This window comes from Coriobacteriaceae bacterium, from assembly GCA_025992705.1.
Taxonomy (GTDB): Bacteria; Actinomycetota; Coriobacteriia; order Coriobacteriales; family QAMH01; genus QAMH01.
On the sequence record DAJPGJ010000001.1, the window covers coordinates 278,254 to 299,005 of the forward strand.

The window sequence follows — 20,752 nt, forward strand, 5'->3', positions numbered from 1 at the left end:
CATGGAAAACCAGTCAAACCCGGATACGCACGACGAGCACGCCGCAACCGGCTTGCGACTTGTTCACATCGAAGGCTTCTCGACACCCACAACCTTGCAAGATGACGAGCAGGAAGCCTACCTGCGTCGCTTCGCCACGATCTTCATCGACGAGAGCCGCTGCCGTGAGGGTAACCTTGGCCAGGTGCTCTACGGCGAGGACACCTGGGGCAAGCCTGTCGCGCTCAAGGTGATGAACGATGCGGTCGTGCCCGACCCCGCAACCCCCTCCTCCACCCGCGACCTTGCCAGCGAGGCGTTTCGACGCGAATACGAAACCTTGCGTGCGCTCTCAGGCGTAAAGGGATTTCCCCGCCTGTATGGCTCGGGCAGCTTGGATGGCAGAGAGGCCATCATCATGGAGTGGGTCGAAGGAGAGACGCTCGCCACGGCAATTCGCCATCTCTCCATCGACGATTCCGGCAGGCTCTCTCCCCTGACCGCCGCGCAATTGGGACGCGACCTGTTCGGTCTGCTCGCGCGCATGGAAATTCTCGAGGATGACGTGGTGCACCGCGACATCTCGACCTCCAACATCATGATCGACACATCGGCACGTGCGCTCGACGAGCAGGCCGAGGCCGGAAGCTTCGACCTGAAGCTTGTGGACTTTGGCTCGGCGGTGCTGCCCAGCCGATCTTCGTCGCTCACGCAACGCTACGGGGCCCCGCGCGGAGCGACTCCGGACTTCGCCCCACCCGAGATGCTGACCGAGGACGTCGCCAACGTCTCGGCCATGCGCAAGAACCCGACGGTGGACGTCTACGCCGCCGCAAGCGTGCTCTATCTGCTGCTCGGCGGGCGCACGCCCTTTGACCTGGGCGAGAGCGAAGGCGAAGGACGCTCGTATTACCTGCGCAAGACCGAGCAGCTGCCGCGCAGCTTGAAGGGCGCTCATGCGGCATCGGGCCGAATCGACGCAACGCTCGAGCGCGAGCCACAGACGGCAGCGCTCGTCCAGGAAGCGATGAAGAAGACCGGCCAGCAACCCTCGGACAAGAAGCTTGTCAGCGCATTGTCCGCAGTGGATGGACAACTCAACGAGGTGATCTTCGCCTGTCTCGACCCCATCCAGGAATACCGGCCACTTGCAAGCGAGGTGCAGGATTCCCTTGCGCACTTCGTCGATTCGTACGGACGCAATGTCGAGAACGCCCTCGCGGAACAACCCTTGAGCTCGTGTACCGATAGCGCCTTCGAGCGCCGCGCGCGTGCAGCAAATGCGAAGAGATCGCGGCGCTGGAGCATCGGCGTGGGCGCAGGTGCGGTCGTACTGCTTCTCGTGACGAGCATCGTGACCGCGGTGCTCGTGGACGCGAGCAAGGTGATCGTCTCGTTCGGGCCAATCCACTGGAGCGGCCCACTCAACGGCTAGGCCATCGGCGCGCTGCTATGGCTTCCCGCGCTTTGCGGCTGCATCGCACGCCTCGCGACACGGAACAGGCCATCATCGCTTGCATGGACAGGCGGTGGTGTCGTGCTCGGCACGTTGGCCGTGCTCGCGTTCACGCTGTCCACCTCGTTTGCCGCAGCTGCGCCGTTTTGGCTGATTATCGGGGCACTTGCCGTCGCGGCAGCGCTCTCGTGGTTTGCGCTGTCCTTCGACATCATCATGGCCAGAGCACGCACGACGCCCATCGAAAGGGCGCAGCCTCGCGCGGCGTAAACGTGCGGAGAGGCAGAAGGGAACGATCCATGGCAAAGAACGCAACGGCCCCGCTGGGAGCCATGTTCTCCATCCTGAAGAGGTACGGCGACATGAGCTATAAGGAAGTGGCATCGCTCATCCTCTCGGAAGAGCCGGTGAAGGGCGGCGTGAGCCCCATCAGCCGCGTAAACGACCGGACCTGGATCTCGCGCTACCTCGTGCATGCGCCGGCAGATGCCGTGCGCGACGATTACTTCGTCAGCTACGAAAAGTGCGCGATGCGCCTCATCTCGCGGCTTAAGAAACGTGCGGGCAGCGCGATGAGCAACCGCGAGATCATGGAGCTGATTGCAGGAGCTCCCGGCCAGGAAATGGTCAACGCACTCAAGAACGCCGGACAGGACCCCGCGCCGTACCTCAACATGCTCGCGCGTCTCGATAAGGACAGCGAGTTCAGGGCCGAGGAGCGCGTGGAGATCGCCATGGTGCTTTTCGTAGCGACGGCATTGAGCGCTGATATCGCGCGAGCAACGGCATACGCACTCGAGTTCGCAGACGAGATTCACGGCGCGGCGATGGCAACGCCACTTATCACACCGCGCTCCGAGGATGCCGACGACGCGCAGATGCGCCAGCTTGCCGACGAGGACACGACCCTCGGGCTGCTGCGTGTGGTAGATGGCTACGTGAAGGGCGCGCCGTTTTGGCTTGATGCCGAGAGCGCGGAGCAGATCGAGGTGGGCGCCTTCGCGACGGGTGCGGGTGCCATCACCGACGTGGAAGCTGACGTCTCCGGAGTGCACGCGCGCATCTGGCATGACGATGCGGGCGCGTGGTACGTCGAGGGTGCGGGATCGAGAAACGGCACCGTGCTGGTGAGCGGCGCGGACCGCTCCGAGATCGTGGTGGAGCCGCCGGCTGACGAGCGCGAGGGGTGGGAGAGCGTGCCCGTGGCGCTCAAACCCGGCGACGAGCTCGTGTTTGGGAAGAACACGCGGTATGTGGTGATTGCGGGTGTGAGGTAGAGGCGGCGTGACCCTCAGCTGACCTTGTGTTTGTTGTGCAACAAAATCCGGAATTTGCACTATATGATATTTGCGCAATTTCTACCGGGCGGGCTGGATCCGCTCGGTTTTTGCCACCCTCTACCCGCCGCTTCTTAGTAGAAAACAACACCACGCGCCATGGAAAACCCCTCATGTCCGGAAATGAACGATAGGCACGGTACAGCCGGGCTGCAGGTCGTTCACCTGGATGATTTCTCCACGCCCGACATCCTACCTCCAGCCGAGCAAGAGAATCATGCACGACGCTTTTCCTCTCTCTTTATCGACAGAAGGCGCTGTCGGCGCGGGGGCATCGGCAGGCTTCTCTATGGCGAGGACATCTGGGGTAGTCCCGTTGCCGTAAAGGTCATGGATGACTCGCCTGCAGATACGACAGCCGACGAGGCGGACCATGTCGTCGCTCGTGAGGCGTTCATGCGGGAATACCAGACGTTGCGCACGCTCTCGGGCGTGCGAGGGTTTCCGCGGCTCTATGGGCTGGGGCGCCTGGACGGCAAGGATGCCATCATCATGGAGTGGATTGAAGGAGAGACGCTACAGTCGGCACTCAGACACCTTTTCGTAGATGACGAGGGAAGGCTCTCACCGTTGACGGCGGCGCAGCTGGGGCGCGACCTCTTCGCGCTCCTCGCCCGCATGGACATCATCGAGAACAGCGTCGTGCATCGCGACATCTCGACTTCCAATATCATGATCGACACGTCGGTACATACGCTCGAGGAGCAAGTTGACATGGGGCATTTTGACCTGAAGCTCGTGGACTTCGGGTCAGCGATACTCCCTGGCCAGCGTGCGTCCATCACGCAGAAATATGGTGTGCTGCGGGGAGCAACGCCTGATTTCGCACCTCCCGAGATGCTCACCGAAGATATCGCCAACATCGACACCCTGCGCAGGAACCCCGCCGTGGATGTCTATGCCGCCGCAAGCGTGCTTTTCTTGCTGCTGGATGGTCACGCACCCTTCAATTTCGAGAGGCAGGGGCGGGGCCGTTCCTACTATCTGCAGAAAACCGAACGGCGACCACGAAGATTGACGAGCGTGCATAAAGCATCGGGCAATATTGTGGCGGCGCTCGGTCACGAAACGCAGACAGCGCGCCTCGTCAAAGAGGCGGTTGCGCGCTGCGGAAGGAGGCCACCGGACAGAGAGCTGGCAAAAATCCTGAGCACAGTGGATGATCAGCTCGAATCCCTGCTCCTTGCCTGCCTCAATCCTGTGCAGGCACTCCGGCCAACCGCAGGAGATGTCGAGAAGGCGCTTTCGCGCTTTGTCGATTCCTATGGCGCGAACATCAGAAACGGCTTTTGGGGATGTCCGGTCACCCCTTGCGTGGATGCCGAAGCGAAGTACCAGAAACAGGATGCTGAGACCGGGGGAAGCGGTCATTGGGGAGCCGTCGTAGCCGCGGGTGCCACCCTAGTTCTCGCAGTTGCATCGGCAATTATCACGCTCGCTCGCCGGAAGAACCGAAGCTAACAAGAGGAGCTCTTCATGGCACGGACCATATCAACACCGTTGGGTGCGCTCTTCTCCATCCTGAAGAGGTGCGGACACATCAGCTATAAGGACCTTGCGACGCTCATTCTCTCCGAAAACCCCATGCCGGGTGGGACGAGCCCCATAAGCAGGTCGAACGACCGAACGTGGATTTCGCGCTACCTCGTCCACGCCCCCGCGGAATCCGTGAAGAGAGACTACTTCATCAGCCCGGAAAAGTGCGCCATGCGCATCGTCTCGAGACTCAAGAAGCACATGAACAACCGGGAAATTATGGCAATGATAGCGGGACCTGCGGGACATGAGATGGTGGATGCACTGACCCATTGCGGGCAAAACCCTGCGCCCTACCTCAACATGCTCGCACGGCTGGACAGGGAAGATGAGTTCAGGGTGGAAGAACGCGTGGAAATCGCCATGGTGCACTTCGTAACAGCTGCGTTGAGCGCCAGTGTGGCCGAGGCGACGACCGGTGCACTCGACTTTGCCGAGGAGATTCACGGAAGCCCCGTGACAACGCCCCTCGTCACGCCGCGTTCCAAGGAGATTAGCGGCGAGAGGGTTCGCGAGTTTGCAGAGAGGCCCGTGATTCTGGGCCTTTTGCGCGTGATGGACGGCTACGTGGTGGGGTCTCCTCATTGGCTCGACCCCACCGAGGCAAGCGAAATCGAGGTGGGCGCCTTTGCGACGGGAAAGGGCCTGAGCAATGTGGCTGCCGACGCCTCTCGCCATCATGCACGCATCTGGCATGACGATGCGGGCGCGTGGTACGTCGAGGGCGCGGGGTCGAGAAACGGCACCGTGCTGGTGAGCGGTGCGGACCGCTCTGAGACGGTCGTGGAGCCACCAGCCGACGAGCGCGAGGGATGGACGAGCGCTCCCGTGGCGCTCAAGCCCGGCGACGAGCTCGTGTTTGGGAAGAACACGCGGTATGTGGTGATTGCGGGTGTGAAGTGAGGGGGAGGCGAAATCGTATCCTTCGCCTCCTATTGAGGATACATTTGACCAGGTGTTTTGTATAACTTCGGTCATTTGGACGAGATAACTTCGGTCATTTGGACATCCTATCCGCCTGTGGTTAATTGTCAATCAGCGAGATTCTATTGGAGCGGCACTTCGGCCCATTGCTCGACGGAGAGACCAGGGATTCGCTCGAACTCCGCCGTGTTGTTAGTAACCACAGTTGCCCCATATGCCATGGCGCAAGCTGCGATTATGTAATCGTTTGCGCCGATGCCCATTCCTTTGCCCTCGAGATATGCGCGCAGACGAGCGTAGTGCAAGGCGCAGCGGTCGTCGAAAGGAAGCGTCTCGAAGGGCAGCAGGAGCAACTCGACCTTGAGACGATTGTTGCCTGGGTCACTCGATTTCTCGACACCCAGGAGAAGCTCCGCCTTGACGATAGAGGGAATCTTGAATATGCCCGCATCACTCGTCCTGAGCATTTGCAGCGCATATTTATTCTTACCCCGGAGAAAGTCGATGAGAATATTGCTATCAATGAGATACATGGCTCATCCTCAGGCAAAAAAAGGTTCAACAGGAGCAGGCTCAAGATCTTCGATCTCGGGGAAATCCGGGCAGCTGCCATATAGATCGAAGAAGCCCGGCGGCCAGCCGTTTTCCCATCCGGCGGCATCTCGTGTGTTGCGCGTCTCGAGTACCTCGCGCGCGTATGCAGAAATTGATATGCCCCGCTTGGTGGCGTCTTCGCGCAAGCCGGCCATGGTTACCTCATCCATGTAAAGCGATAGCTGAGCCATTGTGATGCCTTTCGATAAGACAAGTATACATGACAAGTATATCCTGTGGAGGGATGATTGTGTAGGGTGAGGATGTAGCAAAGGGGCACGCCTTTCGACGTGCCCCTTTCTACGTGCGTTGATTTGTAGATTCTTGCTACTTCACGCCGTGCCAGCCGACGCCCTCGTCGACCCAGCCGAGGGAAAGCAGCGTCTGGAACTCTCCCCAGTCGAGCGTGTAGTGGTGGTTGTTGGCGTATGCGTTGGGGTTGTAGGCGCGGTACAGGGGAACGGCCTCGTTTGGATCCGAGTACCAGCCGCCCTCCTCCCAGGTCCAGCCCACGCCGACCAGCATGTCTCGCTCGGCCTCCGAGGTCGTGTAGTGGTGCTCGCCGGCGAAGGAGTTGTACAGGCGGTAGACCTTGATGCCGGAGGTAGGTGCCGTCCAGCCCACGCCCTCGTCGTTCCAGCCGGCTTCGATCACCGCCTGGCGCTCGACGGGCGAGGAGGTGTAGAAGTGCTCGCCTGAGTTGGGGTTGTACAGGCGGTACATGGTCTCGGTGGAGACGGGCTCGGGGTCGCTCGCGTCCGGCTTGTCGGTATCATCCGGCTTGGGGTCGGATGTGGAGTCACCTGGAGGAGTAGAGCTAGTCTTTTTAATCGTAAAGTAGAATTTACGCGATCCCGTGTAATCTCCCATGCCATTTACATATATTGTTCCCTTTCCTTCGTCGATATTATTCTCATATGAAAGCGTGTAGTCTTTTCCCTCTTTAAGCGTCACCCCATCAAGCTCGATTGTTGGTTTCGGGGTAATGGGGCTCCCCGTCCAAGCGAGATCAGTCAGTGGTGAATTGGTGGTTGCGTGGGCAACATTGCGATCGGGATCCGTCGGATTCGAAGGGTTGTCGGGAGCAGGATCATCTATAGGATCCGCCATGATGCTGAATGCGTAGCCTTTCTTCCAAGCGTCTCCGTTTCCGCTAGTTTGCAGGTAATAAGTACCGGCCTCGAGGCGACCACAGTTGATGATGTTACTTGAGTTGCCCGGGGCGGTCTCACCCGCTTTGATGGGCGAGGGATCTCCACCCATCTCTCTCCTGACCGCGTAATAAATGCTTTCCGTGGTCACAAAAGGAATGTTCACATCTGAAACAGCGTCAACAGTAAAGGAGAACCAATCGGTGTCGTTACCAGTAACACCCTCCGCCTTGCCTGCTGCAAATTCCTCACCATCCGGATTATAGGTGTTTGCGAGATAGGTTCTCCCAACCTGAATGGGCATAGCAAAATCTGACGTGTTGTTCGGCTCCATCTCATAACCTGACGTCATGTCCTGATGTGCCTCAGATTCCATGGTGAGGTAGATCGTCACGTCCCTAAACGACGTCAACTGGAAATGCTGTTCGCCAGCATTTAAGTAAAAAGGATAGAATTCGAAGGTTTGGGTGGATTTGGGAATTTGCCAAAAAATCTGACTGTCACTATTCGCGCCTTTTAAGACAGCGTTTAAGGGGCGTTCACCTGACGAGTATTTCTGATATAGCACGAATCCAACCGTGGAATCCTTATCCAAGTTAAATACAAAGTCTATGGTCTCGCCCGAACTGATAGTTAGCTCTTCGGTCGAAACGCCGCTCACCAATCTAATCTCTCTTGTGGCTTGCTGTGCTACTAGCAAATCACTGGCATCATTCTGTGCTCCCGCACCTCCAGCCGCGAAGGCGGTAATAGGCGTCATGCTCAACGCAAGCACAAGCGATAGGGATAATGCTGAGAGCTTCTTCATGAGTGCTCCTTTCTAGGAGGTTCACGTTGCCGATACAATTCGACTTAGCGACCTCACCCTACAGGCGTATTTCGAGATTTTGTTGCGCAACATGGCAGAATAGCGGCAAGCGGTTCGGGCAGGTCACTGGCGCTTGCAGATGGATTGTCAAGAGATTTCTCGACTGCGCTGCCTTCGGCAGCTCCGCTCGAAATGACAGTGGGGGCGGCTTTCGCGCCTTTGCTCGAAATGACAGGGGGGTCTATACCTACAGGTCCTGCGGCGTGGGCCCAAACCCTGATGCGCCTTGCTTGAGCTTTCGCTCGTCTGCCTCCACCCTGCGCTTCAGCTTCTTCGCGTCCTCCTCCGGCGGCAGATCCTCCGGCTTGATGCCGCGTGCCACGAGAGTGCCGCGCACGCTCCTGTTGTTCTGGAGGTGCTCGTCGCCGATTTGCCTTGCTCCGTACAAGTCGTTCGCTTCGGTGTTATATGACGTCATTGAGTTCGCAAGGTTCTTGGCCGCCATGGTCACGTCGGGAAGAACATCGGCAAGGGGCTTCTTCTCGGGCACGCCAAGGCGTTTCTTCATGGCCTTCGTGTTGTTTCCGCCGAACAGGACCTCGTCCCCCTTTGATTTAATGGTCGCAAACCCCCGCTGGTCCACGCCTCGCTCGAAGGCTATGGCGGCGAGCACCTTCTCGGACTCCGTAAGGGCGTCTCTCTCCGTGAGCCTGCGCAACTCCAACATGCGCTGCTCGATGAGCTCCTGCTTGCGCGTTTGAAGGGCGAAGTAGCTCTGGGCAAATGCAATCTCCTCCTTGCGCGGGTCGCCGTTTTGCGCGATGAGGTAGCAGGCATAGCGCGTGAGCATATAATCTTTTACCGATCGCTCCGCGCCACTCCCAAGAGGGACCATTTTGCTGGCCTCAGTAAAATGGTTCTGAGCGGGAGTTTCTGTTGATTCAAGCGATATCTTCGCTCGGTTTATGGCCACCTCGAAGTTCTGCCATCTCGTATAACCGTAAACGTTCATGATGTCTCGCGCGTACCAGAATTCCACGCCGTCCCCCGTAAGATGCATGTGGTCATCGAGCGCCAACCTGCGCTTCTCTATTTCTTTGCTATCCATCGATCCTCCAAGCTTCAGCGGCATAATCTTGCTCCCCCATAATTGCAGGCGAATCTAACAAAAACGCCGAACGTTTTCGGTCGAATCACCGAGTTTTTGCCGAGCAGAATCGGACATGGCGGGTGAGATTTCTCGACTGCGCTGCCTTCGGCAGCTTCGCTCGAAATGACAGGGGAAGACTGCTTCGTTCGCTTCGCCCGGGATGACAGACCATCAATGTCATTCCGGGCGGAGGGGCGCAGCACCGAAGTCGAGGAGTCTCGGCCTTTTCATTCGAATATCGTGGACCATCATTCGTATAGCACTCCCACCCTCATGCTATACTTCTCTCAAAGGAGGTGGCGGTCATGGCCATGACGCAGATGAACGTACGCATCGACGAGCAGCTTCGCCTTGAGGGCAACGCCGCTCTCGAGAGTATAGGAATCTCACCCGCCCAAATGGTGCGCGCAGTGTGGTCCTATGCCGCGCGCAACAAGAACAACCCCCTGAAACTCGAACATGACCTGAAGTTCCTCGAAGAAGACAAGCCGCTAAGCGAGGAGGTTCAGCGAAAGCTGGATCTCATCGCCGAAGGGCAAAAGATCGTAGAGGATTTCTATAAAGAGATGGGGATAACACCAGGTGAGATAGATCCTCTGCCATACGACGAGCTCAAGGAGCTCGCGTATCGAGAGCGATGGGAAAGCAGAGGACTACTATGAGTACCGACAGCCCCGTTGCACTACTTGATACCAACATATGGCTCGATTGTTATGATGCCGCCCGCCCCAATCATCCAGATGCCCTGACTCTCATGGACTTGTTGGAGAAGGCCGATTTCACCATCGCTTACGCATCTACCTCGATAAAGGATTTTTACTACCTGTTTTGTGCCGAACATAAGCAGGCGATTCGTCAGCGCGAGGGTCAGCTCACCCAGGCCCGTGCGCAAGCCATACAGGCCACAGCCTGGGGATGTCTTCGTAACATGACCGCCATAGCTGTGGCGGTACCCATCGGCGAGCCGCAAATCTGGCTTGCCGAGCATATGCACGACCTGCACGGTGACTTCGAGGACAACCTCATCCTCACGGCGGTCGAGACGAGCAAGGCCGATTACTTCGTCACCAATGACACGACGCTGCTGGGGAAGAGCGCGTGTCCGGCATTCACCTGCGCGGACATGCTCGCTTTCCTGCAGACGCCGAAGGCGTGACCGAAACCCTCGCGGGTGCCAAACATTGTGGGGTTATGGCTGCGAAATCCCTCGTTTTGCCAAGATTTGTGAACATGTGGTCACAGAATCGGGCGCCGAGTGGCCACCAACCCACAGTTCTTGGCAGTAGTAGCCCTGTACATTGCCCACCCATCAACTCTTGGCAGCAAGCTGAGGAGCGAGCCCCTAATTGTGAGAAATCCGGAATGCATTTCGGAATTTACACGAGTTTGGAAAAGTGCGGCGAGCTACATGATGGGGGGGGGGTAAGATTTCTCGACTTCGGCGCTTCGCGCCTTCGCTCGAAATGACAGGGGGTGCTTCGCGCCTTCGCTCGAAATGACAGGGGGGTGCTTCGCGCCTCCGCTCGAAATGACAACCTGGAACGCTGCACTCGTCGAGTTGGGATGATGAGGGGCTTTGTCCCTTTCGCATTGTAACGTGTCACGTTACATGTTACACTCCAAAAGGATTGGAGACTGCATGATACGGAGTTTCGCCAGCAGCGACACGCGCCTTCTGTTTGAAACGGGCCAGAGCAAGGAGCTCCCGCTGGACATCTTGCGGCGCGCGCTCAGGAAGCTCGAGCTCATCGACAACGCGATGACGCTTCTCGACCTGCGTCTGCCCCCAGGAAACAGGCTGCACGCGCTCGCGGGCAACCGTGCCGGTCAACATGCCGTCTCCATCAACGATCAGTGGCGCGTTTGCTTTCGCTTCGCTGATGACGGCGTGTATGACGTCGAGATTTGCGACTATCACTGAGGAGGGTTCATGGATGACGAGATGATCGTGGTTTCGCGCAAGCCAATCCATCCTGGCGAGTTCCTGCGCGAGGAGTACATGCCCGAGCTCGGACTCACGGTCGCAAGCCTAGCCCAGCGCATCGGGGCCACCCGCCAAACCATCAACGACATCGTGCGCGAGAAACGTGCACTGAGCCCTGACATGTGCCTGCGCCTGGGGCGCCTCTTCGGCACGACCCCGCAGTTCTGGATGAACATGCAGGCCAAGGTCGACATGTGGAAATCGCTCGAGGAGCATCGCGATGACATCGAGGCGATAGAGCCCATCGCGGTAGATTGTGCGATGGGCATCGCCTAGGGCAATTCTTGCAGATAGAGCCCGCTACTCCTCTTCCGCCAGGCGCAGCACCATCTCGTAGATGCCCTGGGCGCTGTTGAAGTTGGCCGGGACGACTTCCTTGGCTGGCACGGCGATGTCGAACTCGTCGTCGATGGCATTGATGATTGCGAGGATGTCGAAGGAGTCGAGGAAGCGCTCGTCGACAAGCGCAGTGCAGTTCTCGTAATCGACGTTTTCCTCAACGTCCTTAAGCAAGTCGATGATAGCCTCAAGCGTGATGTCATCCATTAGATACTCCTCATATCGGGTCAAATGTCTACGATATGAGACAGCGTGCCAGGCACATGTGTCTCATTTTCGCGGCGTGTTGAGCGTGCTCGTCTCGATGAAGTCGCGGGCAAGCTCGCACCCGCCATCATAGCGCAAGACCACACGCGGCATGGTACGGCTCAAGAACAGATGAACTCCCTCGGTCACAGAGTACGCACCGGCATTGGCAAACGCGAGCACATCACCCATCTCGAGCGAATCGAGCTCGACCTCGCGCACGAGCACATCGTTGACGGTGCAGAGGCTGCCGCAGAGCGTCCAGCTTCGTGTATCGCGCTCGCGCACGCTATCGGCCAGCGCTGAGAGATTCGCGGTCACGGGCACCTTGAGGCCCATGATCTGCCCGACATAGGTGAGGTGGTTGATGCCGCCGTCGAGAATGCAGTAGTTCGTCCCCTCGTTTTCCTTGAGGTCGACCACGCGCGTCAGGTAGGTGCCACACGAGGCGGCGAAGAAGCGGCCCATCTCGACCGTGAGCTCGACGTCGCGGCCGAGCTCCTGGATGTATGGGGCCAGCTCACGGGCCGGCGCAAGGTCGTCCGTGAAGTCATCGTCTGCAAAGTACGGCACGGCCAGACCGGGGCCATATTCGAGACGCTGTACCTCGAAGCCGTGCTCGCCTTCCAGCTCTGCAATCAGCGCACGCAGCTTCTCGAGCTCGCGAATCTGGTGCTTGAGCTTCTTGCGCTGCGTGCCCACGAAGTAGTGCAGCCCCACGATGTTGAGATGCGGATATTGCTCGCGCCGGTCGATGACCTCAAGCAAGTCATCCTTCGACATGCCGAACTGGCTTCCGGCATTGAGACGCAGCAACACGTCCACCGTGGTCTGAGCTTGTGCCGCGCACTGCTCGATGAGCTCGACATGGAGCTTCGACTCGGCCGTGAGCACGCCGACGCGGTAGGCGATGGCATGGGCGATGTCGCTAGCCTGCTTGTTCACGCCCGAGTACACAATCTGGTTTGCGGAGATGCCAACGTCCTCGCAGATGGCAAGCTCACCGGGACTGCACACCTCGAGCCGCTCGCCATGATCGGCCGCGGCAGCCGCGAGGAAGGGGTTGGCCTTCATCGCGAAGCAAAGGCGTACGTCCTCGCCAAAGATGTCGGCGATCTTGTCGAGGCGCTGCCAGAACTCGCGCACATCGAAGACGAAGGTCGGCGTGCCGTATTCCTCGGCAATCTCGAGAAGCTCGCTATTGTTCATGTCACGTCCTCCGTTCAAAGCGAGTGAATGAGACACATTGGACAGGTACATCTGTCTCATTCATGAATGAGACAGATGTACCTGTCCAATGTGTCTCATTTTATATCGAGGAGCGCCTGGCGGTCGATCTTGCCGTTCTTGGTGAGGGGCATGCCATCCAGCTGCCGAATCTTGTTGGGCACCATGTATTGCGGCAAAGACGTCTTGAGCGCATCGGCAAGGGTTTCCTTGTCGCAAGAGCCGGCATAGAACATGAGGATGCGCTTCTTGCGCGGTTCGTAGACCGTGCACGCGCGCTTCACGCCCTCGACCGCGTGTGCCGCGGCATCGATTTCGCCAAGCTCGATGCGCTGGCCCAGGTGCTTGATTTGATGATCCTTGCGACCCCGGTACACGAATCGCCCCGCCTCGTCGAACATGGCCACATCGCCCGTGCGGTACATCGTCTCGGGGAATGCCTGCGTGAGGGGATTCTGCACGAAGACTTCGGCGGTCTTCTCGGGATCGTTATAGTAACCGAGCGCCAGGCAGGTACCGGCAACGCAAAGCTCGCCCTCAACGCCAGGCTCCTCAACGAGCTGATCATCGTCGTCAAGAAGGAAGACTCGTTCGTTGGGGAAGGGTCTGCCCATGGGAATGACCTCGTCCTTTGCGTAGTCACGCACGATGATGTGATAGGTGCAGTTGCAGGTTACCTCGGTGGGGCCGTACACATTCGCGAACATGGCCTCGGGCAAGGCCTCGCGCCAAACAGCGAGCTGCTTGGGCGGCATGACCTCGCCGCTGAAGATGACCGCACGAATCGTCGTGGGCACGCGATACTCGAAACCGCCCATCATGGAGACGAAGCACATGGCGCTCACGGCCCAGGTACAGACGGTGACCTCGCGCTCGACAAGGAAGTCCATGAGGTTCACGGGGACGCTAAAATACTCGCGCGGGATCATCTGCACGGTCGCGCCCGTGGCGAGACCACCGTAGATGTCCTTGACCGACACGTCGAAGTCAAAGGGCGCCTGGTTTGCTAGCACGTCGTCTTTCGTGATGTCGAAAATCGAGGTAAACGATGGGATGAAGTCGATGACGGAGCGATGGCTCACGGCGACCCCCTTGGGGGTGCCCGTGGAACCCGACGTGAAGTTGATATATAGCGGATCGGTGTCGAGCGAGGCGGCACGGCGCTTGGCAAGCAGGGTGCTATCGGCACGCGTATCGACAATGTCCTCGAGGCATATCACCAGGTAGCCATCGAAGGCCTCCCATGCGGCATCGAAGTTCTTCGCATCCGCAAGCACGACGGGAGCAGCGAGCTTGTCGACGATGGCGCGGGCGCGCGAGGCCGGCTGGCGCACGTCGATGATCGAATAGCAGCACCGTGCGTAGACGGCACCGAACATGGCAGCGAGCGTCTGGGTGCTCTTCTCCATGTAGCAGGCGATGGGGCTGCGCTCATCGACGATGCCGGCGAGATAGGAGCCAACGGAACGAGCGCGCCGCATGAGGTCGAGGAAGCTTACCTCGTCGTGCTCGTCGGCAAACGCGACCTTGTCGGGCATTTCCTGCGCCCGTTTCTCAAGCCACTCGAGTACGTTAGTCATGCCAGCCTTCCTCTGACCTAGAAATGAGACAGATGTACCTGTCCCCTTGTCTCATTTTGTCACGCGCTTGCCGATGGTCTTGCGCAGCACGAAGAGCACACCCACCACGAGCACGATGCCAACGGCAAGGCAGATGATCCAGTTCTGCACGAAGCCGGCGATGACGAAGCACACAAACGAGATGGCGGCCACCGTGAGCACGTAGGGCAGCTGGGTCTGCACGTGCACGATATGGTTCACGTTGGCGCCGGCAGACGCCATGATGGTGGTGTCGGAAATGGGCGAGCAGTGATCGCCGCAAACCGCGCCGGCAAGGCACGCCGAAATGCCGATGGTGAGCAGCTCGGGCTGACCGGTGAAGATGGGCAGCACGATCGGAATGAGGATGCCGAAGGTACCCCAGCTCGTGCCCGTGGCAAACGCAAGACCCAGGGCGACGAGGAAGATGATCGCGGGGAGCATGCTATACAACCCGGCAGCGGCACCCTCCATGAGCCCGGCGACAAAGACATCGGCACCGAGCGCGCTCGTCGCGAGCTTGAGGGTGAGCGCAAAGGTGAGGATGAGCAGAGCTGGCACCATCGCCTTGAAGCCGTCGACAATGCAGACGGCCGCATCACCAAAGGTGATGACGCGACGACACAGCAGGTAGATGAAGGTGAAGACGAGCGCGATGATGGAGCCCCAGGGCAAGCCGACGGACGCGTCGGTATTGCCAAACGCCAGGGCAAGGTCGCCAAAGCCCTCGGCCTCGGGATCCCAGAAACCACCCACGAACATCATGCCGACTATGCAGCATACGATGAGGACGAGAATGGGGATGAGCATGTCGATGAGCTTGGCACGAGGATTGTCGAGCTTTTCCTCGTTGCCGAGCGAGCCCAGCATGCCATCGCGGTATGCCTCAATCTCAGCGCGTGCCATGGGGCCATAGTCAAAGCCCATGACAACGATGACAATGACGAAGACGATGGTGAGCAACGAATAGAAGTTATAGGGAATCGCCTGGATGAAAAGCTGGATACCCGTGATACCCGAGTCCAGGTCGGCTGCCGTGGCGGAAACCGCGGCTGCCCAGGACGAGATGGGGGCGATCATGCAGATGGGCGCGGCGGTAGCGTCGATGATGTAGGACAGCTTGGCGCGCGAGATCTTCTGCTCGTCGGTCACGGGACGCATGACCGCGCCGACCGTAAGGCAGTTGAAGTAATCGTCGATGAAGATGAGCACGCCGAGGGCGAAGGTGGCGAGTTGTGCGCCGACGCGCGTCTTGATGTGCTTGGCCGCCCAGGCGCCGAACGCCGCCGATCCACCCGCCTTGTTGACGAGCGCGACCATGATGCCGAGCATCACGAGGAAAACGAAAATACCTGCATTCCATGGGTCGCTTATAGCGTTGAGGAAGCCGACCGCCATGGCGTCTTCTCCCTCGCCAATCTCACCGACAATGATGTAGTTGACGGTGTTGATCGGGTCGAACCCCGCGAGCAGAAGCGCACCCACGACGATGCCGACGAACAACGACGTGTAGGTTTCCTTGGTGATAAGCGCCAGGACAATGGCGACGATGGGCGGCACGAGCGCCCAGAAGGTTCCGACAAACTCCATGTTCTCCCCAATGCGTGTCGGTTGCGATATTCCTGCACATTATAGGCATCTTCACAGTATGTGCAGCCTGTTTGTCGATTCGAGCGCCCTGAACGGGGCAAGCAGGGCGATAAGCCACGCGAAAAAGAAAGGGTGCTCAAGCAAAAGGATGCGGCCCCGATTGGGACCGCATCCTTTGCGATAGATGTGTCGCACGGATTGTTGGCTTAGGCCTCCTGCGAACGACGGGCGTCGCTGCGCTGCGCCGGGCGTTGGCCCATCACCTCTGCCTCGACCTCGTCAACAGTCTGGATGTCCTTGCGACGGTTGGTGACAACGCCAATGCCATAGAAGGCGGTGACGATGATGCCGATGAGCATCAGCCAGTGCACCCAGCACTGCGGAGCCAGCTCGAAGGACGCGAGCGGATTGCCCTCGTCGTCGATGGTCTCCTCGCCGGGGAAGGCGGCCAGGGGGTTAGCGTCGTCGGCGATGGTCTCGGCCGCAGGAGCAGCGGGGGCAGCAGCTGTGGGTGCGGCGGCGGGAGCAGCAGCGAGCGGTGTCGCGTCATCGGGAATCACGGTCGTGGCAGGAGCCGCGGGTGTGGTTGCAGTGCCCGTACCGGTGCCAGCGCCCGTACCGGCGTCGGTACCCGTGCCCGTGCCGTCGCCGTCAGGAGTGGGCGTGGGGGCAGGATCCGGGGTCGGGGTGGGGTCAACAGGAGTCGGATCATCGGGGGTCGGCGTCGGATCCGGGGTTGGGGTCGGATCTACCGGCGTCGGATCGACGGGGTCCACCGGAGTGGGGTCAATCGGCGTCGGGCCTACCGGATCGACGGGGGTGGGATCCTCGGGATCCACGGGGACGGGAGGCTGTGGCTTGGCCGTCGCGGTGTACGTAGCCCTGTAGGCAATGACGGAATCGGTCCTCGTCACGTTTTCCCAGCCGTTGAAGCTGTAGGTGTAGTCGGCGTCTTCTGCCTTGACGGGGGCCTCGCCGGCAAAGCTGGGCTCGACGGTGCCCTGGGTGTATCGCATGGTGGAGAGCACGGTCGTGCCGTCCTCGTCGTACCAGGTGATGGTCGTAGCAGGAAGGATGTCGGTGGTCCTCGTCTCGATGTGCGCAGGATCGTTGGCGCAAACGCGCTGCTCGAGACCCTCGGCGTCAATCGTCGCTGGAGTCACGACCGTCCACTCGCCATAGGCATGGCCGGTGGCGGGGATGACCTCCTGCTCGGTAAGAATGGTGTCACAAACCGAGCAGTGCTTGCCCTCGGTCAGGCCGGCCTCGGTGCACGTGGGAGCGACGGCGGCGTCGACGACCTCGGTGTGGCCCGTGGCGGGGATTTCTTCCTGGGCGACGAGGGTCTCGTTGCAGACCGAGCAGTGCTTGCCCTCGGTCAGACCGGTCTCGGTGCAGCTCGCCGCTTTGCCAGCATCGGTAATCTCGGTGTGGCCTGTGGCGGGAATGACCGTAGCTTCGCTCATAACCTTGCCACAATGAGCGCAATAGACCTTGTCAGTCAAACCATCCTCAATGCAGGTGGCAGCATATCCCGAAACGGTAAAAAGCTTATGGGCATCTTCGTCGAGGGGAAGTTCCTCATCTTCAAAATAATCGCATCGCGTGCACTCTTTAAGGATGTAGCCGTTCATATTGCAGGAAGAAGGAACGCGGCTGGTTTCCTTAAGATCATGACCGAGAGCGCCGATAATCGCGAGCCCCTCGGTATAATCGCAGCGAACGCACTTCTTGCCAGCCTCGTGACCTTCGCTTTCGCAGGTAGGATCAACAGCCGCAACATCCTCGAGATCGTGACCAAGAGCGGGAATGTCTTCCTCGACCTTGTAGGTACCGCAGGTGTTGCAGGTATAGGTCGTCTCGCCCCTGTCGTTGCACGTGGGCTCAAGGGTCATGACACCGTTATCCCAGTCATGCTCAATCATATCGGTCACGGTGCGGTCAGTGAGCTGCGTGTTGCAGGCCTCGCAATAGGTGCCGCCGGTGAAACCGGTCTTGGTGCAAGTCGCGGCAACATCCTCATAGGCAATCGGATTGTGGTTGTCGGGATTAATGGGGGTAACTTCTTCTTTGGTTTCGTTGCAAGTAGAGCAGGTGAAGGTCTTTATTCCCGTGTTGGTGCAGGTGGCGGGGGTGGTAATTTCACCTTCATCCCAGTCATGGCCGAGGGAGGGAAGAAGCGACGGAGCGACAGTGACTTTGCCGCAGACCGAGCAGTGCTTTCCCTCGGTCTGTCCGGTCTCGGTGCAGGTGGGGGCAACGGCCTCATCGATGACCTCGGTATGACCAGTGGCGGGGATGGTCTTAACATCTGTCCAGCCACACGTGGTGCACATTTGGCCTTTTTCGTTGCCAGGTTCGGTACAGGTGGGCTCTTTGGCCTCGACATCAACGAGATCGTGCGTGACAGTAATCTCAAACGTTACTCTGTGGCGCCACCAAAGGCCGTGATCCCCGATGCAATCATGAGTAATGGTTGCTTCGGTGACTTTTCCCGCGGTAACGTATGCGTTTTCATCATCTATCACCTCGAGGGCAGCGCCGTAGGGCTTCCACTCGGTGTATGTTCCCGCAACGTGATTGACGTTCCATTCATTGGTCGGACATTTCAGTTTTTCTTTCTTGTTGCAATGGATTGTCAAGGCTATGGTTTTGGTAGCACTGGGCTTATCGTCCTTGATATCAGGATTGCCCATCGGCGCGATCGCAAGCGCCTCATGGACGATCGTCTCTTCGGCAACCATAAGCACAGAGGCATTGCTCTGCGGCTCGGTGACGACGGACTCCTCCTCGGTAGCGGGAGTTTCAACAGGCTCCTCAGCAGCGGGCTTTGCCTCATCCTCGGCATCTTCCTCGACAACAGCGGGGGTTTCCTCGGCAGGCATCTCCGGTGCGGGCGTCTCCTCCTCGGGAGCATTCCCGGCGGTATTCTCCGCCGTCTGCTCGGGCTCTTCGTCAGCCCATGCGTAACCTGCGAAGAGCGAGACGTTGGTCATCGTAAGCGCAAGTGCCACGGACATAAACGCCGCGATCACTTTTGCCGCCATGCTCCTCTTCACATCCATCATGCGTTCCAAGTTGTTCATGCTTGCCCCTTATCCGCTGCCATCAACCAAAGCAATGTGTGGGTGATTCCTGTGCGTCGATGTGACGCGCGATACCCGCAACTATATAGAGAAAGTCAATCGGCGCCTTCGTTTTGACAGGGTATTGATAGTATAATGATAGGGTAATGACCTTATAGGCGCCTTGAACGGCTGTTTCATTCAACCAAATGGTAGCCTCGAAAAGCCGTTTTCGATGATGGGAGATGCCGGCATGCCCGATTCTGCAGACACATTGCGCGTACAACGGGACTCGTGGGAGCAGGGACACATCGCCCTCATCTGCGGAATCGCCAACGCTGGCGGTGGCGTGCTGCTCGTCGATTCTGCGGGCAAGGACTACGCAAGGGGGCTGACGCGCATGCGCAAGCCATTCGAGCAGATCCCTCGCATCACCCAAAAGGAGCTCGGTATCGTCTGCGTGACCGAGCCCGTGCTCGACGGTGCCGTCTTCTGCCTCGAGGTCGTCGTTCCGGCGGGAAACCCCGACCATCCCATCAAGTATCGTGGGGCATGCTGGTATTACGACGCTGCGGTGGAAGAGAACATGGTTGTGCGTCCCGAAGACGTGGCAGACCTTCGCCGTGTCGCATCTGAGCAGGAACAAACCGCGCAAGGCCAGGCTCTCGAGAGCGCCAACGAAAAGCCTGCCAGTCCTCAACCACCCGCACAAAACGCCAGCTCCATATTTGACGGACTTGCAACCGGAGACGAGTTGCGTGGCGCTCCCTTTTCGCAACGCTCCATCGCCGCGGCGAACAACCTCGACCTCACATCGACAGATGAATTCGTGCTCCGCGCATTGCGCGCCAACGGACGCGCCACCGCACCACGCATTGCAGAGCTGCTTGGTGTGAGCGAAAGCACGGTGCGGCGATCGTTCAGAAAGCTACGAGAGCTGGGGATTATCGACCGCGTGGGGTCGGCAAAGGCGGGGTACTGGAGACTGCTGCGTTAGCGAGCATCCTTTTCCATGCCCGCGCCGATGAGCTTGGCAAGCTGCTCGGCACCGGAAAAGTCCCTGTTTTCCTGCGGGTTTCTCACGTTGACAAGCTCTCCTGCCCACGTCCTGCCACCGTCGGAAAAGCGCTTGGAGCGCACGATGTACTTGAAGCGCAAACGCGGCTGGTTTTGGCTGAGCTTTGCCTCCGCACCGTAATCGAGATTATTGAGCGCATGCCTGATTGCCTTGACGTAGTTCTTGGCATCGGCCGCGTTGTTGAGGCGAATCACGCCGCTTTCGCAGTTGTAGAGAACCCCATCGGCAACGAAGACCGTGCGGATGCGCTCGCGACGGCGCTTTTCGGTCACGACAATCGCAATGACGACGGCAATGATGACAACCCACCAAACGATGGTGATAGCAAGATCGACCGGATCCGTGAACGAGAAGCCAAGCGCGTTCCAAAGCCACAGGAACACGAGAGACAAGATGGCGAGAACCGCGATGGTTATGACATTGCCTTTGCGCACAAGGCACCTCTTTCCTTGAATCATGCGCTGTACGTGCACGTGAGCTAACAGTATAAGTCAAGTTTAGATAAACGCATGTACCAAATATGACACACACGGTCGTTGTTGGCACATGCGTGCATGAAAGCGGCGCGAGTCGTGATATGTGCTTGACCTGCGGAATCTTTAGTGTGTTGAAAGGTGGGGATGGTTGAGCCCTAAATCGGGAATCGTCATCGCCGCTAGAACAAGCATCGATGCAAAACGGGCACCATAT

The 20,752-nt window shown here is 58.8% G+C and carries 20 protein-coding genes; 10 read left to right on the forward strand and 10 right to left on the reverse strand.

Features of this window, described 5'->3' with window-relative positions:
• The first annotated feature begins 1 nt into the window (after position 1).
• The 5 genes from OIM11_01270 (at position 2) to OIM11_01290 (ending at position 5,211) form a co-directional block, all read left to right on the forward strand.
• Positions 2-1,414 carry a protein kinase gene (locus tag OIM11_01270; protein HJI99781.1) on the forward strand — a complete coding sequence of 471 codons (1,413 nt, stop codon included), beginning with the start codon at positions 2-4 and terminating at the stop codon, positions 1,412-1,414.
• A 102-nt stretch (positions 1,415-1,516) separates the two neighbouring features.
• Positions 1,517-1,705 carry a hypothetical protein gene (locus tag OIM11_01275; protein HJI99782.1) on the forward strand — a complete coding sequence of 63 codons (189 nt, stop codon included), beginning with the start codon at positions 1,517-1,519 and terminating at the stop codon, positions 1,703-1,705.
• Positions 1,706-1,734: 29 nt separating this feature from the next.
• On the forward strand, positions 1,735-2,712 hold the full coding sequence (locus OIM11_01280) for an FHA domain-containing protein (protein ID HJI99783.1): 978 nt from the start codon (positions 1,735-1,737) through the stop codon (positions 2,710-2,712).
• A 183-nt stretch (positions 2,713-2,895) separates the two neighbouring features.
• Positions 2,896-4,233, forward strand: a complete 1,338-nt coding sequence (locus OIM11_01285) for a protein kinase (protein ID HJI99784.1) — start codon at positions 2,896-2,898, stop codon at positions 4,231-4,233.
• 15 nt (positions 4,234-4,248) lie between these two features.
• A complete protein-coding gene (locus OIM11_01290) occupies positions 4,249-5,211 on the forward strand; it encodes an FHA domain-containing protein (GenBank protein HJI99785.1) in 963 nt (320 codons plus the stop codon).
• 143 nt (positions 5,212-5,354) lie between these two features.
• Here the strand turns inward: OIM11_01290 and OIM11_01295 are convergent, their stop codons facing one another.
• The 4 genes from OIM11_01295 to dinD all read right to left on the reverse strand — a co-directional run bounded on the left by OIM11_01295 (position 5,355) and on the right by dinD (position 8,893).
• Positions 5,355-5,765: a type II toxin-antitoxin system VapC family toxin gene (locus OIM11_01295; GenBank protein HJI99786.1), complete on the reverse strand. Its 411-nt coding sequence runs from the start codon at positions 5,763-5,765 to the stop codon at positions 5,355-5,357.
• Between the two features lie 9 nt (positions 5,766-5,774).
• Complete coding sequence (locus OIM11_01300; protein ID HJI99787.1) at positions 5,775-6,017, reverse strand: antitoxin; 243 nt, start codon at positions 6,015-6,017, stop codon at positions 5,775-5,777.
• Positions 6,018-6,153: 136 nt separating this feature from the next.
• Positions 6,154-7,785 (reverse strand): hypothetical protein, encoded by a 1,632-nt coding sequence (locus OIM11_01305; GenBank protein HJI99788.1) that lies wholly within the window; start codon positions 7,783-7,785, stop codon positions 6,154-6,156.
• 247 nt (positions 7,786-8,032) lie between these two features.
• Positions 8,033-8,893 carry a DNA damage-inducible protein D gene (gene dinD, locus OIM11_01310; protein HJI99789.1) on the reverse strand — a complete coding sequence of 287 codons (861 nt, stop codon included), beginning with the start codon at positions 8,891-8,893 and terminating at the stop codon, positions 8,033-8,035.
• A 347-nt stretch (positions 8,894-9,240) separates the two neighbouring features.
• Between dinD and OIM11_01315 the strand changes: the two genes are divergently transcribed.
• The 4 genes from OIM11_01315 (at position 9,241) to OIM11_01330 (ending at position 11,195) form a co-directional block, all read left to right on the forward strand.
• Positions 9,241-9,597, forward strand: a complete 357-nt coding sequence (locus OIM11_01315; protein ID HJI99790.1) for a type II toxin-antitoxin system RelB/DinJ family antitoxin — start codon at positions 9,241-9,243, stop codon at positions 9,595-9,597.
• Positions 9,594-10,091: a PIN domain-containing protein gene (locus OIM11_01320; protein ID HJI99791.1), complete on the forward strand. Its 498-nt coding sequence runs from the start codon at positions 9,594-9,596 to the stop codon at positions 10,089-10,091. The genes OIM11_01315 and OIM11_01320 overlap by 4 nt, the downstream gene beginning before the upstream one ends.
• A 483-nt stretch (positions 10,092-10,574) precedes the next feature.
• Entirely contained in the window at positions 10,575-10,856 is a 282-nt protein-coding gene (locus OIM11_01325; GenBank protein ID HJI99792.1) for a type II toxin-antitoxin system RelE/ParE family toxin, read from the forward strand.
• A 9-nt stretch (positions 10,857-10,865) separates the two neighbouring features.
• Positions 10,866-11,195, forward strand: coding sequence for a HigA family addiction module antitoxin (locus OIM11_01330; protein HJI99793.1), 330 nt, complete (start codon positions 10,866-10,868; stop codon positions 11,193-11,195).
• Positions 11,196-11,219: 24 nt separating this feature from the next.
• On the opposite strand, the gene OIM11_01335 is transcribed toward OIM11_01330, so the two are convergent.
• From OIM11_01335 to OIM11_01355, 5 genes are all read right to left on the reverse strand, one after another.
• The gene (locus OIM11_01335; GenBank protein HJI99794.1) at positions 11,220-11,465 is read right to left on the reverse strand and encodes an acyl carrier protein; all 246 of its coding nucleotides are present in this window, start codon (positions 11,463-11,465) and stop codon (positions 11,220-11,222) included.
• A 63-nt stretch (positions 11,466-11,528) separates the two neighbouring features.
• Positions 11,529-12,713 (reverse strand): alanine racemase, encoded by a 1,185-nt coding sequence (locus OIM11_01340; protein HJI99795.1) that lies wholly within the window; start codon positions 12,711-12,713, stop codon positions 11,529-11,531.
• 95 nt (positions 12,714-12,808) lie between these two features.
• A complete protein-coding gene (locus OIM11_01345) occupies positions 12,809-14,311 on the reverse strand; it encodes an amino acid adenylation domain-containing protein (GenBank protein ID HJI99796.1) in 1,503 nt (500 codons plus the stop codon).
• Positions 14,312-14,362: 51 nt separating this feature from the next.
• The gene (locus OIM11_01350; GenBank protein ID HJI99797.1) at positions 14,363-15,919 is read right to left on the reverse strand and encodes a hypothetical protein; all 1,557 of its coding nucleotides are present in this window, start codon (positions 15,917-15,919) and stop codon (positions 14,363-14,365) included.
• 206 nt (positions 15,920-16,125) lie between these two features.
• Entirely contained in the window at positions 16,126-19,005 is a 2,880-nt protein-coding gene (locus tag OIM11_01355; GenBank protein HJI99798.1) for a hypothetical protein, read from the reverse strand.
• Between the two features lie 232 nt (positions 19,006-19,237).
• Here OIM11_01355 and OIM11_01360 point away from each other — a divergent pair, with 232 nt between their 5' ends.
• Positions 19,238-19,981 (forward strand): Lrp/AsnC family transcriptional regulator, encoded by a 744-nt coding sequence (locus OIM11_01360; protein ID HJI99799.1) that lies wholly within the window; start codon positions 19,238-19,240, stop codon positions 19,979-19,981.
• Here the strand turns inward: OIM11_01360 and OIM11_01365 are convergent.
• Positions 19,978-20,496 (reverse strand): hypothetical protein, encoded by a 519-nt coding sequence (locus OIM11_01365; GenBank protein HJI99800.1) that lies wholly within the window; start codon positions 20,494-20,496, stop codon positions 19,978-19,980. The two genes, OIM11_01360 and OIM11_01365, sit on opposite strands and share 4 nt — an antisense overlap.
• Positions 20,497-20,752: the final 256 nt, after the last annotated feature.

What these genes read in the sequence shown, in the direction of transcription:
- OIM11_01325 (HJI99792.1), top strand. Translation starts at nt 10,575, where the DNA reads ATGATACGGAGTTTCGCCAGCAGCGACACGCGCCTTCTGTTTGAAACG.
- OIM11_01355 (HJI99798.1), bottom strand. Translation starts at nt 19,005, where the DNA reads ATGAACAACTTGGAACGCATGATGGATGTGAAGAGGAGCATGGCGGCA.
- OIM11_01295 (HJI99786.1), bottom strand. Translation starts at nt 5,765, where the DNA reads ATGTATCTCATTGATAGCAATATTCTCATCGACTTTCTCCGGGGTAAG.
- OIM11_01285 (HJI99784.1), top strand. Translation starts at nt 2,896, where the DNA reads ATGAACGATAGGCACGGTACAGCCGGGCTGCAGGTCGTTCACCTGGAT.
- OIM11_01330 (HJI99793.1), top strand. Translation starts at nt 10,866, where the DNA reads ATGGATGACGAGATGATCGTGGTTTCGCGCAAGCCAATCCATCCTGGC.
- OIM11_01340 (HJI99795.1), bottom strand. Translation starts at nt 12,713, where the DNA reads ATGAACAATAGCGAGCTTCTCGAGATTGCCGAGGAATACGGCACGCCG.
- OIM11_01280 (HJI99783.1), top strand. Translation starts at nt 1,735, where the DNA reads ATGGCAAAGAACGCAACGGCCCCGCTGGGAGCCATGTTCTCCATCCTG.
- OIM11_01270 (HJI99781.1), top strand. Translation starts at nt 2, where the DNA reads ATGGAAAACCAGTCAAACCCGGATACGCACGACGAGCACGCCGCAACC.
- OIM11_01320 (HJI99791.1), top strand. Translation starts at nt 9,594, where the DNA reads ATGAGTACCGACAGCCCCGTTGCACTACTTGATACCAACATATGGCTC.
- OIM11_01360 (HJI99799.1), top strand. Translation starts at nt 19,238, where the DNA reads ATGCCCGATTCTGCAGACACATTGCGCGTACAACGGGACTCGTGGGAG.
- OIM11_01335 (HJI99794.1), bottom strand. Translation starts at nt 11,465, where the DNA reads ATGGATGACATCACGCTTGAGGCTATCATCGACTTGCTTAAGGACGTT.
- OIM11_01300 (HJI99787.1), bottom strand. Translation starts at nt 6,017, where the DNA reads ATGGCTCAGCTATCGCTTTACATGGATGAGGTAACCATGGCCGGCTTG.
- OIM11_01290 (HJI99785.1), top strand. Translation starts at nt 4,249, where the DNA reads ATGGCACGGACCATATCAACACCGTTGGGTGCGCTCTTCTCCATCCTG.
- OIM11_01315 (HJI99790.1), top strand. Translation starts at nt 9,241, where the DNA reads ATGGCCATGACGCAGATGAACGTACGCATCGACGAGCAGCTTCGCCTT.
- OIM11_01350 (HJI99797.1), bottom strand. Translation starts at nt 15,919, where the DNA reads ATGGAGTTTGTCGGAACCTTCTGGGCGCTCGTGCCGCCCATCGTCGCC.
- dinD (HJI99789.1), bottom strand. Translation starts at nt 8,893, where the DNA reads ATGGATAGCAAAGAAATAGAGAAGCGCAGGTTGGCGCTCGATGACCAC.
- OIM11_01345 (HJI99796.1), bottom strand. Translation starts at nt 14,311, where the DNA reads ATGACTAACGTACTCGAGTGGCTTGAGAAACGGGCGCAGGAAATGCCC.
- OIM11_01305 (HJI99788.1), bottom strand. Translation starts at nt 7,785, where the DNA reads ATGAAGAAGCTCTCAGCATTATCCCTATCGCTTGTGCTTGCGTTGAGC.